The sequence below is a fragment of the Chitiniphilus eburneus genome (genome assembly GCF_005048205.1).
GTDB classification, from domain to species: Bacteria; Pseudomonadota; Gammaproteobacteria; order Burkholderiales; family Chitinibacteraceae; genus Chitiniphilus; species Chitiniphilus eburneus.
In genome coordinates this window covers 276,173-292,827 of sequence record NZ_SUMF01000001.1, presented here as the reverse complement: position 1 = coordinate 292,827, position 16,655 = coordinate 276,173, and the positions used below count along the sequence as shown (strand labels likewise).

Below are 16,655 nucleotides of genomic sequence, written 5' to 3'. Positions count from 1 at the left end.
TTTCGGTGCATTGCATGAATTGGGTGCGGAATGATCTGATCTGGATTAAGTTTCTTGGGGTTTCTGCCGGGCGTAAAAGTCAGTTCTGGCAAACTTTCGGGGTTTGCGCGGCGTTTTGCCGGGCAAGTCGTTCTCCATCCCCTCCCGCCGATCCCGGCTGGCCGCGCGCCAGCTTTTTTTGACCCTCGGCGGGCCGCCACCGCAAGAGGAACCACACATGCACCCGGCCTTGCCCGACCCGCAGGGATTGTACGACCCCACCCATGAACACGATGCCTGTGGCGTCGGCTTTGTCGCCCACGTCAAGGGCCATAAAAGCCACGCCATCGTCGAACAGGGTCTGCTGATCCTGAAGAATCTGGATCATCGCGGGGCGGTGGGAGCCGATCCGTTGCAGGGCGATGGCGCCGGCATCCTGTTGCAGATACCCGATGCGCTGTATCGCGAGGAAATGGCTGCCCAAGGCGTGGCACTGCCACCCGAAGGCGAATATGGCGTGGCGATGTGCTTCCTGCCGAAAGAGGCTGCGTCGCGTGCCGCCTGCCAGGAGGAACTGGAGCGCGCAGTGCGCGCGGAAGGGCAGGTGGTGCTGGGCTGGCGCGACGTACCGGTCGATGGCGCGATGCCGATGTCGCCCAAGTCCAAGGCGGCCGAGCCGGTGATTCGCCAGTTGTTCATCGGGCGCGGCCCGGACGTGCTGGTGACCGACGCGCTGGAGCGCAAGCTGTACGTACTGCGCAAGCGGGCCAGCCACGCCATCCTGGCGCTCAAGCTGGAATACGGCAACGAGTACTACATCCCGTCCTGCTCGGCACGTACCGTCAATTACAAGGGTCTGTTGCTGGCCGACCAAGTGGGCCTGTACTACCGCGATCTGGCCGATCCACGCTGTCTGTCCGCGCTGGCTCTGGTGCACCAGCGCTTCTCCACCAACACCTTCCCGACGTGGGATCTGGCACACCCGTTCCGCTTGATTGCGCACAACGGCGAAATCAACACCCTGCGGGGCAATGTCAACTGGATGCGTGCCCGCGAGCGCTCGATTTCCTCGCCGGTGCTGGGTAGCGATCTCGACAAGATCTGGCCGCTGATCTACCCCTGGCAATCCGACTCGGCGTCGTTCGACAACGCGCTGGAGCTGCTGGTGATGGGCGGCTACACGCTGGCGCAGGCGGTGATGATGATGATCCCCGAGGCGTGGGAGAAAAACGCCCAGATGAACGAACGCCGCCGCGCATTCTACGAATACCATGCGGCGATGATGGAGCCGTGGGACGGCCCGGCTGCCGTGGCATTCACTGACGGCCGCCAGATCGGCGCCACGCTGGACCGCAACGGCCTGCGCCCCGCACGCTATCTCGTCACCCATGACGACCTGGTGGTGATGGCGTCCGAATCGGGCGTGTTGCCGATCGCCGAGTCGCGCATCAAGCGCAAGTGGCGTTTGCAGCCGGGCAAGATGTTCCTGATCGACCTGGTCGAAGGCCGCATCATCGACGACGCCGAACTGAAGGACAGCCTGGCGCGCGCCAAGCCATACCGCGCCTGGATCGACAAGATCCGCCTGCGCCTGGACGAAGTGGCCGAGCCGGAAGAACCCGTCGTCGCGCCGACGTTGCCGCTGATGCAGCGTCAGCAGGCGTTCGGCTATACCGCCGAGGACCTCAAGTTCATCCTGGCGCCGATGGCGCAAAACGGCGAAGAGGCTACCGGCTCGATGGGCAACGACGCTGCGCTGGCGGTATTGTCCGGCCGCGCCAAGCCGCTCTATGCCTACTTCAAGCAACTGTTCGCCCAGGTGACCAACCCGCCGATCGATCCGATCCGCGAGGACATGGTGATGTCGCTGGTGTCGTATATCGGCCCCAAGCCCGACCTGCTGGATACCACCGCCATCAACCCGCCGGTGCGGCTGGAAGTGGCGCAGCCGGTGCTCACCTGTGGTGACATCGCCAAACTGCGCCGTATCGGCAAATACACCGGTGGCAAATTCCGCTCGCACGAACTGGATATCTGCTATCCGGCTGCCTGGGGCGCGCGCGGTATCGAAGCGCGATTGGCGTCGCTGGTGGCGCAGGCCGAGGATGCGGTGAAGTCCGGCGCCAACCTGCTGATCGTGTCCGATCGCCAGGTGGACGCCGCGCATGTGGCCATCCCCGCGTTGCTTGCCACCTCGGCGGTACACCAGCATCTGGTGAAGAAAGGCCTGCGCACCAGTACCGGCCTGGTGGTGGAAACTGGCTCCGCGCGGGAAGTGCATCACTTCGCACTGCTGGGTGGCTACGGCGCCGAAGCGGTCCACCCCTGGCTGACGCTGGAAACCCTGGCCGATCTCGCCAATGGCGACGACGCGCTGGTGACCAAGTACGAGCAGAACTTCATCAAGGCCATTGGCAAGGGCCTGTGCAAGGTGATGTCCAAGATGGGCATCTCCACCTACATGTCGTATACCGGCGCGCAGATCTTCGAAGCGGTGGGCCTGTCGCGCGCGCTGGTGGCCAAGTATTTCACCGGCACTCCGACCCAGGTGGAAGGCATCGGTCTGTTCGAAGTGGCCGAGGAGGCCGTGCGCCTGCACCGCGCAGCTTTTGCCGCGCAACGTCCGGCGGCGCTGCTGGAGGCCGGGGGCGAATATGCCTACCGCGTCAACGGCGAGGATCATCTGTGGACGCCGGAGGCCATTGCCAAACTGCAACATGCCACCCGTGCCAACCGCTACAGCACCTATAAGGAATACGCCAACGAGATCAACGACCAGAGCCGGCGGCAACTGACGCTGCGCGGCCTGTTCGAGCTACGCCCGGCGGGCAGTCCGGTGCCGCTGGACGAAGTGGAGCCGGCGAGCGCCATCGTCAAGCGCTTCGCCACCGGCGCGATGTCGCTGGGCTCGATCTCCACCGAGGCACACACCGCGCTGGCAGTGGCGATGAACCGCATCGGCGGCAAATCGAATACCGGCGAGGGCGGCGAGGATCGGCGCCGCTTCGTGCCGCTGAAGGCGGGGCAGACGTTGTCCGAAGTGATCGGCGCCGACCGCATCGAACGCGACTACACCTTCCGGGAAGGCGACAGCCTGCGCTCCGCGATCAAGCAGGTGGCGTCGGGCCGCTTCGGCGTCACCACCGAATACCTGGTCAACGCCGACCAGATCCAGATCAAGATGGCGCAGGGCGCCAAGCCGGGCGAAGGCGGGCAGTTGCCAGGGCACAAGGTGTCCGAGTACATCGGCATGCTGCGCCACTCGGTGCCGGGCGTTGGCCTGATCTCTCCACCGCCGCACCACGATATCTATTCGATCGAGGATCTGGCGCAACTGATCCACGACCTGAAGAACGTCAACCCGCAGGCGTCGATCTCGGTGAAGCTGGTGTCCGAAGTGGGCGTCGGCACCGTTGCGGCGGGGGTGTCCAAAGCCAAGGCCGACCACCTGGTGATCGCTGGTTACGACGGCGGCACGGGCGCCAGCCCGCTGTCGTCGATCAAGCACGCCGGCACGCCGTGGGAACTGGGCCTGGCCGAAACGCAGCAGACGCTGGTGCTCAACCGCCTGCGCGGCCGCATCCGCGTCCAGGTGGATGGCCAGTTGCGCACCGGGCGCGACGTGGTGATCGGCGCACTGCTGGGCGCCGATGAGTTTGGCTTCGCCACCGCGCCGCTGGTGGTGCAGGGCTGCATCATGATGCGCAAGTGTCACCTCAACACCTGCCCGGTGGGCGTGGCCACGCAGGATCCGGAACTGCGCCGGCGCTTCACCGGCCAGCCGGAGCACCTGGTCAACTATTTTTTCTTCGTCGCCGAGGAAGTGCGCGAACTGATGGCGCAACTGGGCGTGCGGCGCTTCGACGAACTGATCGGTCGCGCCGATCTGCTCGACCAGCGCGCCGGCATCACGCACTGGAAGAGCAAGGGGCTGGATTTCAGCAAGTTGTTCCATCGCCTGGAAGCCCCTGCCGATGTGGCCCGGCTGCATCAGGACTGCCAGGACCACGCGCTGGAAAACGTGCTGGATCACCAGATGGTCGCACAGGCGATGCCGGCGCTGGAACGCGCCGCGCCGGTACGTATCGCATTGCCGATCAAGAACATCAATCGCGTTACCGGCGCGCTGTTGTCGGGTGTGGTGGCCCGGCGCTACGGCCATGCCGGTCTGCCGGACGACACCATCCATGCCACCTTCACCGGCACCGCCGGCCAGAGCTTCGGCGCCTTCCTGGCGCGCGGCGTCACGCTGGAGCTGGTGGGCGAGGGCAACGATTACGTCGGCAAGGGCCTGTCGGGTGGCCGCATCGTGGTGCGTCCGCACGCCGACTTCAGTGGCCATGGCGCGGAGAACATCATTGTCGGCAACACCGTGCTCTACGGGGCTACCGAGGGCGAAGTGTTCTTCGCCGGTATCGGTGGCGAACGCTTTGCCGTGCGCAACTCGGGTGCCACTGCCGTGGTCGAGGGTGTGGGCGACCACGGTTGCGAATACATGACCGGCGGCACCGTGGTGGTGCTGGGCGAAACCGGGCGCAACTTCGCCGCCGGCATGTCGGGCGGCATTGCCTACGTGCTGGACGAGCACGACGACTTCGCCGAACGCTGCAATCCCACGCAGGTGGCGATGGAGCGCGTACTGCCCGAGGCCGAACAGGATGTTGCCGAGCCATGCCATCGCGGCCAGAGCGACGAAGCCCAGCTCAAGGCGCTGATCGAACGTCACGCCGCGCTCACCGGCAGTCTGCGTGCCGCCGCCATCCTGGCCGACTGGCCCGAATGGCGCGCCCGCTTCGTCAAGGTGTACCCGAACGAATATCGACGTGCGCTCAAGGAACTGGCCGTCCGTGAAGCCGCGCAACACAAGGAGGTGGCATAAATGGGCAAGGCAACAGGATTCCTCGAATACGAGCGGGTCGCCGAGCAGTACCAGCCGGTCAAGGAGCGCGTGGGCCATTACCGCGAGTTCGTTGCCGTGCTGGACGACACCCAGGCGGGACGACAGGCCGCGCGCTGCATGGATTGCGGCATCCCGTTCTGCAACACCGGTTGCCCGGTGCACAACGTCATCCCCGACTTCAACGACCTGGTATATCGCCAGGACTGGCGCTCGGCGCTGACGGTGCTGCACGGTACCAACAACTTCCCCGAGTTCACCGGGCGCGTGTGCCCTGCGCCATGCGAGGCGGCCTGCACCCTGGGTATCAACGCCGAGCCGGTTGGCATCAAATCGCTGGAACGCGCGATTGTCGAAAAAGGCTGGGCGGAAGGCTGGATCGGCCCGCAGCCGGCGGCGCGTACCACCGGCAAAAAGGTGGCGGTGATCGGCTCCGGCCCGGCCGGGCTGGCGGCGGCGCAGCAACTGGCGCGTGCCGGCCATGCGGTGAAGGTGTTCGAAAAGAACGAACAGCCAGGTGGCCTGCTGCGCTACGGCATCCCCGACTTCAAGCTGGAACAGCGGGTGATCGATCGCCGCCTGGGCCAACTGGCGGCTGAAGGCGTGGTGTTCCAGTGCGGTACGCTGGTGTCGGCGGAGCCGCTGGGCGCCGGCATAGCCAACGATGCGCGCAGCACGGTGCTGCCACAGACGCTGCTGGCGGATTTCGACGCGGTGATCCTGGCCGGTGGCGCCGAAGTGCCGCGTGATCTGCCGGTGCCGGGGCGTCAACTGGGTGGCATCCATTTCGCGCTGGAACTGCTGATCGCGCAGAACCGGCAGGTCGGCGGCGGCGCGGCCAATCCGATCGACGCCAGCGGCAAGCATGTGGTGGTGATCGGTGGCGGCGACACCGGCTCTGATTGCGTCGGCACGGCCAACCGCCATGGCGCCGCCAGCGTCGTGCAACTGGAACTGATGCCGATGCCGCCGGAACAGGAGGATAAACCGCTGACCTGGCCATACTGGCCGGCCAAGCTGCGTACCTCCAGTAGCCAGGAAGAAGGCTGTGAGCGCGATTTCGCGGTGATGACCAAGGCATTCATCGGCGAGGATGGCCGGATCAGCGCATTGCGCGCGGTGCGGCTGGACTGGCGCGATGGCCGTCCGGTGGAAGTGCCGGGCAGCGAGTTCGAATTGAAGGCCGACCTGGTATTCCTGGCGATGGGTTTCACCCATCCGGCGGGTGCTGTGCTGAGCGGCCTCGGCGTTACGCGCGATGCGCGTGGCAACGCCGAGGCAGTCTGCGAGGGTACGCGTGCCTATCGCACCAACGTGGACAAGGTGTTCGCGGCCGGCGACATGCGGCGCGGCCAATCGCTGGTGGTATGGGCGATCCGCGAAGGCAGGCAGTGCGCGCGCGAGGTCGATGCGTTCCTGATGGGGCACAGCGAACTACCGAGATAATCCGGCGGCATTGCATCACGGTGAAAGAAAGCGGGCTTCGGCCCGCTTTTTTTGTATCCGCATTTTGCAGCGTGTTGCACCGCTGAAAGCTTTGATTGGCGATATGCACCAGTTTGGTGAATTGACGAATTGTCGTGCACCGATTTGGTGAATTCCATGGGTTTTCACTTGCACGTTTTTTACTGCCTTTTGGCTAATGAACTCATTGCCCGATGGCCCGCAAATGGCCGTTTTTGCTGCAATGCAGGCTGATTGAAGGCGTGGGGGGAAACAGGTCGGTCGGCGAAGCGGCTGACATCGCCGAAAGCCAATCGTGGCGCGGGGTTCAGGGTTTTTCCCGATTGCCGGCCAAGCCCCGTCTTGGGTTGCGGGGTAGCACCCTTTATGGCTAGAATCAAGCCCTTTCGCTTGATTCCGATCAAGCCGACATCTTTGGATTTATTAGCTTTTATTGGCTTTTCGCAAGGTGCCTGTGATGGATAGACAAAGCTGGTTGGAGGGCACGCTATATAGCCCGCAGTTTGAACAGGATAGCTGCGGTTTCGGCCTGATTGCGCAAATGGATGACAAGCCGTCGCATTGGCTTGTTTCCACCGCGATCAGTTCGCTCGCCTGCCTGACCCACCGTGGTGCCGTGGCCGCCGATGGCAAGTCGGGCGACGGCTGTGGGTTGCTGTTCCGCAAGCCGGATGGCTTCCTGCGCGCAGTGGCTGCCGAGGCCGGTATCACCTTGGCCAAGCGCTACGCCGCGGGCCTGGTGTTCCACAGCACCAATGCCGCCGTGGGCGATGTATCCATCAAGAACCTGCAAGCCGCCATTGAGGCCCAGGGCTTGGAATTCGCCGGCCTGCGCGCCGTGCCCGTCAACCTGGATGCCTGTGGCGAATATGCCTTGCGGACGCTGCCGACCATCTCGCAGGTGTTCGTCAATGCGCCCGGCAGCCTGGACGACGATGCGTTCGACCGCAAGCTGTACCAGGCGCGTCGCCTGGCCGAGAAAGCCAATCACGCCGACACCTCGTTCTACCAGCCGACGCTCAATTCGCAGGTCCTCTCGTACAAGGGCCTGGTCACGCCGGACAACCTGCCGGTGTTCTACCTCGACCTGAAGGACGAGCGTTTCGCTTCGAGCCTGGCCGTCTACCACCAGCGTTTCTCGACCAACACCTGGCCGCAATGGAAGCTGGCGCAGCCATTCCGCTTTGTCGCGCACAATGGCGAGATCAACACCCTGCACGGCAACCGGCTGTGGGCCAAGGCGCGCGAGGCCGTGATGGACAGCCCGCTGCTCGACATGGATACCGTGCGCCCCATCGTGCAGACCAACGGCTCGGATTCGATGAGCCTGGACAACATGCTCGAAGGCCTGATGATGGGCGGGATCGATGTATTCCGCGCCTTCCGCATGCTGGTGCCGCCGGCCTGGCAGAACGTGGACAGCAACGACCGCGACCTGCGCGCCTTCTACGAATACAACTCGATGCACATGGAGCCGTGGGACGGCCCAGCCGGCCTGGTGTGGACCAACGGCCGCTACGCCGGCTGTGCGCTCGACCGTAACGGCCTGCGCCCGGCGCGCTATGTCATCACCCGCGATCGCCACCTGACCATCGCCTCCGAAGTCGGCACCTGGCCGTACAAGCCGGAGGATGTGGTGCAGAAGGGGCGCGTCAAGCCCGGCCAGATCGTCGCGGTGGACCTGAAGACCGGCGAGTTCCTCGATACCGAGACCATCGATAACCGCCTGAAGACCGCGCATCCGTATCGCGAATGGGTGAGAAGGCACGCCCAGCACCTGGAGATCGCCGAGGATGTCGGCGTGCTGCCGGCGATGGACAAGGCCGAGCGCCTGACCTACCAGAAGCAGTTCCAGCTCACTTTCGAAGAGCGTGACCAGGTGATCCGCGTGCTGGCCGAGGCCGGCCAGGAAGCCGTCGGCTCGATGGGTGACGACACCCCGATGGCGGTGCTGTCGGAAAAGGTGCGCTCGCCGTTCGATTACCTGCGCCAGCAGTTTGCCCAGGTGACCAACCCGCCGATCGATCCGATCCGCGAAGCGATCGTGATGTCGCTGAACACCTGCTTCGGCCCCGAGCGCAACCTGTTCGATGAGAGCGAGTTCAATGCCCGCCGCCTGGAAGTGCGCTCGCCGATACTGTCCAGCGACAAGTTCGACGCACTGACCAGCATCGACGACCCGGATTACAAGGCCGCGCGCTTCGACATCAGCTACGACCCGGCGTGCTCCAGCCTGAAGGTCGCCATCCTGGCGCTCCAGGCAGATGTGCTGCGTAGTGTGCGCGAGGACAAGACCGTCATCATCGTGCTGTCCGACAAGCACATCGCCCGCGACCGCCTGCCGATTCCGGCGCTGTTTGCCGTCGGCGCGGTGAATCACGCGCTGGTCGATAGCGGCTTGCGCTGCAAGACCAACATCATCATCGAGACCGGCACGGCGCGCGATCCGCACCACTTCGCCTGCCTGATCGGCTATGGTGCCACCGCAGTGTTCCCGTATCTGGCCTACCAGACCATCATGGAACTGCTCGAGCTGGGCCAGTTGGAACTGCCGCTGGAAAAGGCCGCCAACAATTTCCGCAAGGGCATCAACAAGGGCTTGCTGAAGATCCTGTCCAAGATGGGCATCTCCACCATCGCTTCGTATCGTGGCTCGCAATTGTTCGAAGGCGTGGGCATCGGCGAGGAAGTGGTCGAGTTGTGCCTGAACGGCACCGTGTCGCGCATCGGCGGCGCGGGCTTCGGCGACTTCGAGGAAGACCAGAAAAAGCTGACCCGCCTGGCCTTCAACACCATGCGTCCGCTGCAACAGGGTGGCCTGCTCAAGTACGTGTTCGGCGAGGAGTACCACGCCTACAACCCGGACGTGGTGATGCAGTTGCAAAAGGCGGTGCAGGGCGGCGATTACAAGGAATACCTGAAGTACGCCGACTTGGTGAACAACCGCCCGGTGGCGATGCTGCGCGACCTGATGTCGCTCAAGCTCGACCCGGCGCGCGCCGTGCCGCTGGACGAGGTGGAGTCGGTCGAATCCATCCTCAAGCGCTTCGACTCCGCCGGTATGTCGCTGGGCGCGCTCAGCCCCGAGGCGCACGAAGCGCTGGCCGAAGGCATGAACCGCCTGGGCGGCCGTTCCAACTCGGGTGAGGGCGGCGAGGATGCCGCGCGCTACGGCACCGCCAGGATGTCCAAGATCAAGCAGGTGGCGTCCGGCCGTTTCGGCGTCACCCCGCATTACCTGGTCAATGCCGAGGTGTTGCAGATCAAGGTGGCCCAGGGCGCCAAGCCGGGCGAAGGCGGCCAATTGCCGGGTGACAAGGTCAGCCCGCTGATTGCGCGTCTGCGCTGCTCCAAGCCAGGCATCAGCCTGATCTCGCCGCCGCCGCACCACGACATCTACTCGATCGAGGATCTGGCCCAACTGATCTTCGACCTGAAGCAGGTCAACCCCGATGCGCTGGTGTCGGTGAAGCTGGTGGCCGAGCCGGGCGTGGGCACCATTGCCGCCGGCGTGGCCAAGGCCTACGCCGACCTGATCACCATTTCCGGCTACGACGGTGGCACCGGCGCCAGCCCGTTGACCAGCGTGAAATACGCCGGCACGCCGTTCGAGCTGGGCCTGACCGAAGCACAGCAGGTGCTGCGCGCCAACGGCCTGCGCGGCCGGGTGCGGGTGCAGACCGACGGCGGCCTCAAGACCGGCCTGGATGTGGTCAAGGCCGCTGCGATGGGCGCCGAGAGCTTTGGCTTCGGCACCGGCCCGATGGTGGCGCTGGGCTGCAAATACCTGCGGATCTGTCACCTGAACAACTGCGCCACTGGCGTGGCCACGCAGGAAATCAAGCTGCGTTCCAAGTACTTCACCGGCCTGCCGGACATGGTCGTCAACTACTTCACCTTCATCGCCGAGGAAACGCGCGAATGGATGGCGAAGCTGGGCGTGCGCACCATGGAAGAGCTGATCGGCCGCACCGATGTGCTGGGCCTGGCCGAAGGCGCCACCGCGCGCCAGCAGAAGCTGCGCCTGGACGTGTTGCTCAGCCAGGGCGACATCCCCGAGAGCGAGCCGCGCTTCTGCGTCGAGGATTCCAACCCCTCGTTCGACAAGGGCGAACTGGCCGAACAGATGGTCAAGGACGCCATCGCCGGCATCCGCAGCAAGACGCCGCAGCGGCTGAGCTACAAGGTGCGCAACATCAACCGCTCGATCGGTGCGCGCCTGTCCGGCGAGATCGCCAAGGCGCACGGCGCCGACGGCCTGCCGGACGACTGCCTGCACCTCAAGCTGGAAGGCTCGGCCGGTCAGTCGTTCGGGGTGTGGAACGCCCGTGGCCTGACGCTGGAGCTGGCTGGCGACGCCAACGACTACGTGGGCAAGGGCATGGCCGGTGGCCGCGTGGTGATCTACCCGCCCAAGGACAGCCCGTTCAAGTCGGATGACGGCGTGATCGTCGGCAACACCTGCCTTTACGGCGCCACCGGCGGCGAGCTGTACGCCGCGGGCCGTGGCGGCGAACGCTTCGCAGTGCGCAACTCCGGCGCCACCGCCGTGGTGGAAGGCATCGGCGACCACGGTTGCGAATACATGACCGGCGGCGTGGTGATCGTGCTGGGCGAAACCGGCTACAACTTCGGCGCCGGCATGACCGGTGGCTTTGCCCTGGTGCATGACGCCAAGGAGAAGTTCGCCTATCGCATCAACAACGAGCTGATCGACATCAACACCATCAACGGCGAGAGCTACGGCGCGGTACGGGCCTTCCTGCGCGAAAAGCTCAGCCAGCACGTGGCGTTGACCGGGTCGTCCAAGGCTGCCGAGTTGCTGCGCGACTTCGACGAGGCCGTGGACTACTTCTGGCTGGTCAAGCCCAAGGCGGCCAAGCTGGACGATCTGCTGAAAGATTAAGGCGGTGAGGTGTGAGGTGTGAGAGGAGTGAGGCGTGTGCCTTGCCCCCTCGCCCCTCACGCCTTACTCCTCATAGGGGTTTAATTCCAATGTCCGACGTATTCCAGTTTATGAACGTGGCGCGCAACCCCGGCGAGAAGGTGCCGGTGGAGCAGCGCAAGTTCGTGTTCCGCGAAATCTACCAGCCGCTGGCCCGCGCCGAGGCGGGCGAGCAATCCAGCCGTTGCCTGTCCTGCGGCAATCCCTACTGCGAATGGGAATGCCCGGTGCACAACTACATTCCCAACTGGTTGCAGTTGGTGAAGGAAGGCAAGCTGTTCGAGGCGGCCGAACTGTCGCACAAGACCAACTCGCTACCCGAGATCTGCGGCCGCGTCTGTCCGCAGGATCGCCTGTGCGAAGGCGCCTGCACCTTGAACCAGGGCGGCTTCGGCGCGGTGTCGATCGGCTCGGTGGAAAAGTACATCACCGACGAAGCCTTCAAGCAGGGCTGGCGTCCCGACATGAGCCAGGTGGTGTGGACCGACAAGAAGGTCGCCATCATCGGTGCCGGCCCCGCGGGCCTGGGCTGTGCCGACATTCTGGTGCGCAATGGCGTGAAGCCGGTGGTGTTCGACCGCTATGAGGAAATCGGTGGCCTGCTCACCTTCGGCATTCCCGAGTTCAAGCTGGAAAAGGAAGTGATCGCCACCCGCCGCCAGATCATGGAAGGGATGGGCGTCGAGTTCCGCCTGAACACCGAGATCGGCCGCGATCTGAGCATCGACGACCTGCTGCGCGACTACGACGCCGTGTTCATGGGCATGGGCGCCTACAAGTACATGAAGGGCGGCTTCGCCGGCGAGGAACTGCCCGGCGTGCTGGAAGCGCTGCCCTTCCTGATCAACAACGTGCGCAACAACATGGGCACGCTGCCCGAGGGCGAAGCCTTCGTCAGCATGGCCGGCAAGCGCGTGGTGGTGCTGGGCGGCGGTGACACCGCCATGGACTGCAACCGCACCAGCATCCGCCAGGGAGCCGCCAGCGTGATCTGCGCCTACCGCCGCGATGAAGCCAACATGCCCGGTTCCAAACGCGAAGTGGCCAATGCCAAGGAAGAAGGTGTGCAGTTCCAGTGGAACAGCCAGCCGGTTGGCATCGAAGCCAACCCGGACGGCACGCTGGCACTGAAGCTGGTGACCACCGAACTGGGCGCCCCCGACGAAAAGGGCCGCCGTCGCCCCGAAGTGGTCGCCGGTTCCGAGCGCACCCTGCAATGCGACCATGTGATCGTCGCCTTCGGCTTCCAGGCCGAACGCCAGTCCTGGTTCGATGGTGCCAACATTGCCACCGACGACTGGAGCCGCACCGTGGCGCCGTTCAAGCAACAGTTCAAGCACCAGACCAGCAATCCCAAGGTTTTTGCCGGCGGTGACCAGGTACGCGGCGCGGATCTGGTGGTGCGCGCGGTGTACGAAGGCCGGCAGGCCGCAGAAGGCATTCTGGAGTACCTGCAGGTCTGGTAAGCCGTTTCAGCCTGCTGCATCAAACAAAACAGCCCCCTGAATGCTCAGGGGGCTGTTTTGTTTGGATCGGGATGAAGTTTCTTCCCCCGCTTGCATCCCCCATAATCCCGCTTTCCCCGGAGTCCCCCCATGCCCCAGATTGCCACCGATATCGACCTTAGCCCGCTCAACACCCTGGGGCTGGCGGCGCGCGCGGCGCATCTGGCCGTGGTGCGGGCGGGGGAAGAGATCGCGGCGCTGGCGGCCGATGCGGCACTGGCGCGCATGCCGTGGCAGGTGCTGGGCGGTGGCAGCAACCTGGTACTGCCGGAGGTGGTGCCCGGCCTGACGTTGAAGGTGGAGATTGCCGGTCGCCGAGTGGTGGGCGAGGACGAACACGCGGTTTACGTCGCAGCGGGCGGCGGCGAGCCCTGGCACGATTTCGTGCAATGGACGCTGGCACACGGCTGGGGTGGGCTGGAAAACCTGTCGCTGATTCCGGGCACGGTCGGCGCGGCGCCGATCCAGAACATCGGCGCGTACGGTGTCGAAGTGAAGGACGTGCTACACGAATTGACCGCCTACCAACTGGCCGACGGCGAGCACCGCGTTTTCGGCAATGCCGAATGCGCATTCGCCTACCGCGACAGCGTGTTCAAACACGACGAAGCAGGGCGTTGGCTGATCGGCGAAGTGGTGTTCCGTTTGCCGCATACGCCGCTGTTACGCACCGGTTATGGCGAGATCGAAGCTGAGCTGACCCATGCCGGCTTGCCGCGCACGCCGCAAGGCGTATCCCAGGCGGTGATCAATGTGCGGCGCCGCAAGCTGCCCGACCCGGCCGTGATCGGTAACGCCGGCAGCTTCTTCAAGAACCCCATCGTGCCAGCCGCGACGCGCGACGCGCTGCTGATCGAATACCCCGCGCTGGTGTCGTACGCCATGCCCAACGGCGATTACAAGCTGGCGGCCGGCTGGCTGATCGAACAGGCCGGCTGGAAAGGGCGGGCGCTCGGCCCGGTTGGCATGTACGAGCGCCAGGCGCTGGTGCTGGTCAACCATGGTGGCGCGGCGCGCGCGGACGTGGCGGCGCTGACCGATGCCGTGCGTGCCGATGTGCTGGCACGCTTCGATGTGGCGATCGAGCCGGAACCGGTGTGGTGGTAGCGCCCTGCCGGCGAGCGGGTACTCCCCCCAGAGTGCGTTCGCATGCAGGCTGAGCGGCGCTAGAGGCTCTTGGAGCGCGGCCGTGTCTCCGGCTGCCTGGGCTGATCCTGCATCCCTGTCTTGACGATGTGAATGTCGGTGTCGCCGTGCTGCTGCGCGTGCGAGGTGACGGCATGCTGGTAGGCCGGCGCATGGATGCCCTGGATCGCGTGTACGTCCCCGCGCGGTGTCTGGTATCGCGGCACCATGGTGTTGGTGCTGTGCACGAATTCCACCGGCGGCAGCGTGGTTCCGCCGCGCACGCTGAGGTCGCGTTGTACCTGGCCGACGGTGGAGCGGTGCTGTTCCGGCACGACCAGTCGGTCGATCTGGCCGGGCTGCATGCCGGGGCGGGTCATTTCATGTGCTCGCGGTACGGTGGACCCCGTGCTGGAGGTGCCGATCGCCATGAAGGAGTTGTGCATGCGCCGGCTGGCGTCGTCGGGGTTGCTCAGGCGTTGTGGCTGATAGGAAAGCACCGATCGGGTCAGGCTTTCGCGGATGCTCTCCGGTGCTTGCGACAACTGGTTGCGTGTGTGGGCGTCGAGGTCGTTGAGAGTCGGCGCCTGGAAGCCCAGTGGCTGATCCCGTTCCAGCACCACGCTCAGCGCACCGTGATAGGGATTGGTCAGCGCTTGCCGTGAGATCGCTGCCTGGCCATTGTCCAGGTGGCCTGGCATACGCGTCACGTCGATGGTGTTGGCGTTGCGTTGGCGGCCGTCGTTCGACGGATTGAAGCTGATGCCCCGGTCCCGCATCTCGTTCTGTGACAACAGCCCGTGCGTCGCCACGCTGCGGAACGTGTGGTAGAAGCCCGCGTTGTCATTGAGGCTGGGCATCGAGTTGGCGCGTTGCAGGCGCCGTGGCGGCCCATCCTGCTGAAGCGCCTGCGGTGGTTGCAATCGTGGGCGCACCCGGCGCATTTCCTCGTTGGGCTGCATCTGCGCCGCCATACTGGACGGCAGCGGGATGAACGGCCCGCCCTCGGGCGCGTAATGGCCGGTATTGGATTTGTCGAACCCGTTCGGGCGCTTGGGCGGGTCGCCACCCGCGCCCGCCAGCGAAGCGCTGTTCATGGGCGACAGGGTGAATGCCGAATCCGCGTTGCGCTTGAGCGACGGCATCGGCGACAGCGTATCGGCCCCCTGCGCGCGGAAGGCGATCGAATTGCGGTGATGGCTGACGCTGTCCGGGTTTCCCGCCGCGCTGGCCTTGCCGGTCACGAAGGCGCCGCCACCTTTCGATGCGCGCAGGCTGCTCTGCCAATCCATTTCATGCCCCAGTCATATCAGCGAGACTTCTGTATAGCAGCCGTCTCGCCGGCCGAAGGCATTTCAGCTTCCCTTCGCTTCCAGCGCCGCCAGCAATTTGCCGTGCAAGCCACCAAAACCGCCGTTGCTCATCACCAGCACCTGATCGCCGGGCTGCGCCGCGGCGACGATGGCATCGGTCAGCGCATCCAGATCGTCGAAGCTGGTGGCTTTGTCACCCAGGGGGGCCAGTGCCTCGGTCGGGTTCCAGCCCAGGTTGGCGCCGTAGCAGAACACCCGATCGGCATCGGTCAGCGAACCGGGCAGCGCAGCCTTCATCGTGCCGAGCTTCATGGTGTTGGAGCGCGGTTCCAGCACGGCCAGGATGCGCGCGGTACCTACTTTGCGGCGCAGGCCGGCCACGGTGGTGGCGATGGCGGTGGGGTGGTGGGCGAAGTCGTCGTAAACGGTGATGCCGTGCACGATGCCCCGTATTTCCATGCGGCGCTTCACGTTCTGGAATTCGCCCAGCGCAGCGATGGCTACCTCGGGCGTGACGCCCACGTGGCGGGCGGCGGCGATGGCGGCCAGGGCGTTCAATGCGTTGTGTTCGCCCAGCAGGCTCCACACCACGCGCCCTTGCGGCACGCCCTGGAACCAGACGTCGAAACCGTCGGCGTGGGTTTCGCCCAGTGTCCAGCCATCCTCGATGCCGAAACGCTCCACCGGGGTCCAGCACCCGCGCTGGAGCACGCGCTCCAGGCTGGCTTCGCGGCCATTTGCCACGATACGGCCGTTGCCAGGCACGGTGCGGATCAGGTGGTGGAACTGGGTTTCGATGGCGGCCAGATCGGCGAAGATGTCGGCGTGGTCGAATTCCAGGTTGTTGAGGATGGCGGTGCGTGGACGGTAGTGGACGAATTTGCTGCGTTTGTCGAAAAACGCGGTGTCATATTCGTCGGCCTCGATGACGAAAAACGGCGAGACGCTTGCCGCATCCTGGCGCGGTGTGCCGGGCAGCCGGGCGCTGATGCCGAAATTCTCCGGTACGCCACCCACCAGGAACCCCGGCGCCAGGCCGGCGTATTCCAGAATCCATGCCAGCATCGAAGTGGTAGTGGTCTTGCCGTGGGTGCCGGCAATGGCCAGTACCCATTTATCCGCCAGCAGGTGGTCGCGCAGCCATTCGGGGCCGGAGGTATACGGCAGGCTGCGATCGAGAATGGCTTCCATCAAGGCGTTGCCACGCGTGACCACGTTGCCCACCACGTACAGATCGATGCCGGGCTGGAGCTGGTCCGGGCTCCAGCCTTCGATCAGGTCGATGTCCAGCGCGCGCAACTGGTCTGACATCGGCGGATACACGTTGGCATCGCAGCCGGTGACAGTGTGGCCGGCCGCGCGGGCGAGCGCCGCGATGCCGCCCATGAAGGTGCCGCAGATGCCCAGGATATGGATGTGCATGGGTA

The 16,655-nt window shown here is 64.9% G+C and carries 7 protein-coding genes; 5 read left to right on the top strand and 2 right to left on the bottom strand.

The features are described 5' to 3' along the window. Positions 1-217: 217 nt before the first annotated feature. The 5 genes from FAZ21_RS01355 to murB all read left to right on the top strand — a co-directional run bounded on the left by FAZ21_RS01355 (position 218) and on the right by murB (position 13,897). The gene (locus FAZ21_RS01355) at positions 218-4,858 is read left to right on the top strand and encodes a glutamate synthase-related protein (RefSeq protein ID WP_136771476.1); all 4,641 of its coding nucleotides are present in this window, start codon (positions 218-220) and stop codon (positions 4,856-4,858) included. Continuing rightward, a complete protein-coding gene (locus FAZ21_RS01350) occupies positions 4,859-6,322 on the top strand; it encodes a glutamate synthase subunit beta (protein WP_136771475.1) in 1,464 nt (487 codons plus the stop codon). It abuts the gene before it with no gap. 475 nt (positions 6,323-6,797) lie between these two features. Continuing rightward, positions 6,798-11,246 carry a glutamate synthase large subunit gene (gltB, locus tag FAZ21_RS01345; protein ID WP_136771474.1) on the top strand — a complete coding sequence of 1,483 codons (4,449 nt, stop codon included), beginning with the start codon at positions 6,798-6,800 and terminating at the stop codon, positions 11,244-11,246. An 89-nt stretch (positions 11,247-11,335) separates the two neighbouring features. Continuing rightward, on the top strand, positions 11,336-12,751 hold the full coding sequence (locus tag FAZ21_RS01340) for a glutamate synthase small subunit GltD family protein (RefSeq protein WP_136771473.1): 1,416 nt from the start codon (positions 11,336-11,338) through the stop codon (positions 12,749-12,751). A 129-nt stretch (positions 12,752-12,880) separates the two neighbouring features. Further along, positions 12,881-13,897, top strand: coding sequence for a UDP-N-acetylmuramate dehydrogenase (gene murB, locus FAZ21_RS01335; protein WP_136771472.1), 1,017 nt, complete (start codon positions 12,881-12,883; stop codon positions 13,895-13,897). A gap of 59 nt (positions 13,898-13,956) precedes the next feature. Here murB and FAZ21_RS01330 read toward each other — a convergent pair whose 3' ends face one another. Both FAZ21_RS01330 and mpl read right to left on the bottom strand, forming a co-directional pair. Beyond that, positions 13,957-15,207, bottom strand: a complete 1,251-nt coding sequence (locus tag FAZ21_RS01330; protein WP_136771471.1) for a hypothetical protein — start codon at positions 15,205-15,207, stop codon at positions 13,957-13,959. 63 nt (positions 15,208-15,270) lie between these two features. Beyond that, entirely contained in the window at positions 15,271-16,650 is a 1,380-nt protein-coding gene (mpl, locus tag FAZ21_RS01325) for a UDP-N-acetylmuramate:L-alanyl-gamma-D-glutamyl-meso-diaminopimelate ligase (RefSeq protein WP_136771470.1), read from the bottom strand. Positions 16,651-16,655: the final 5 nt, after the last annotated feature.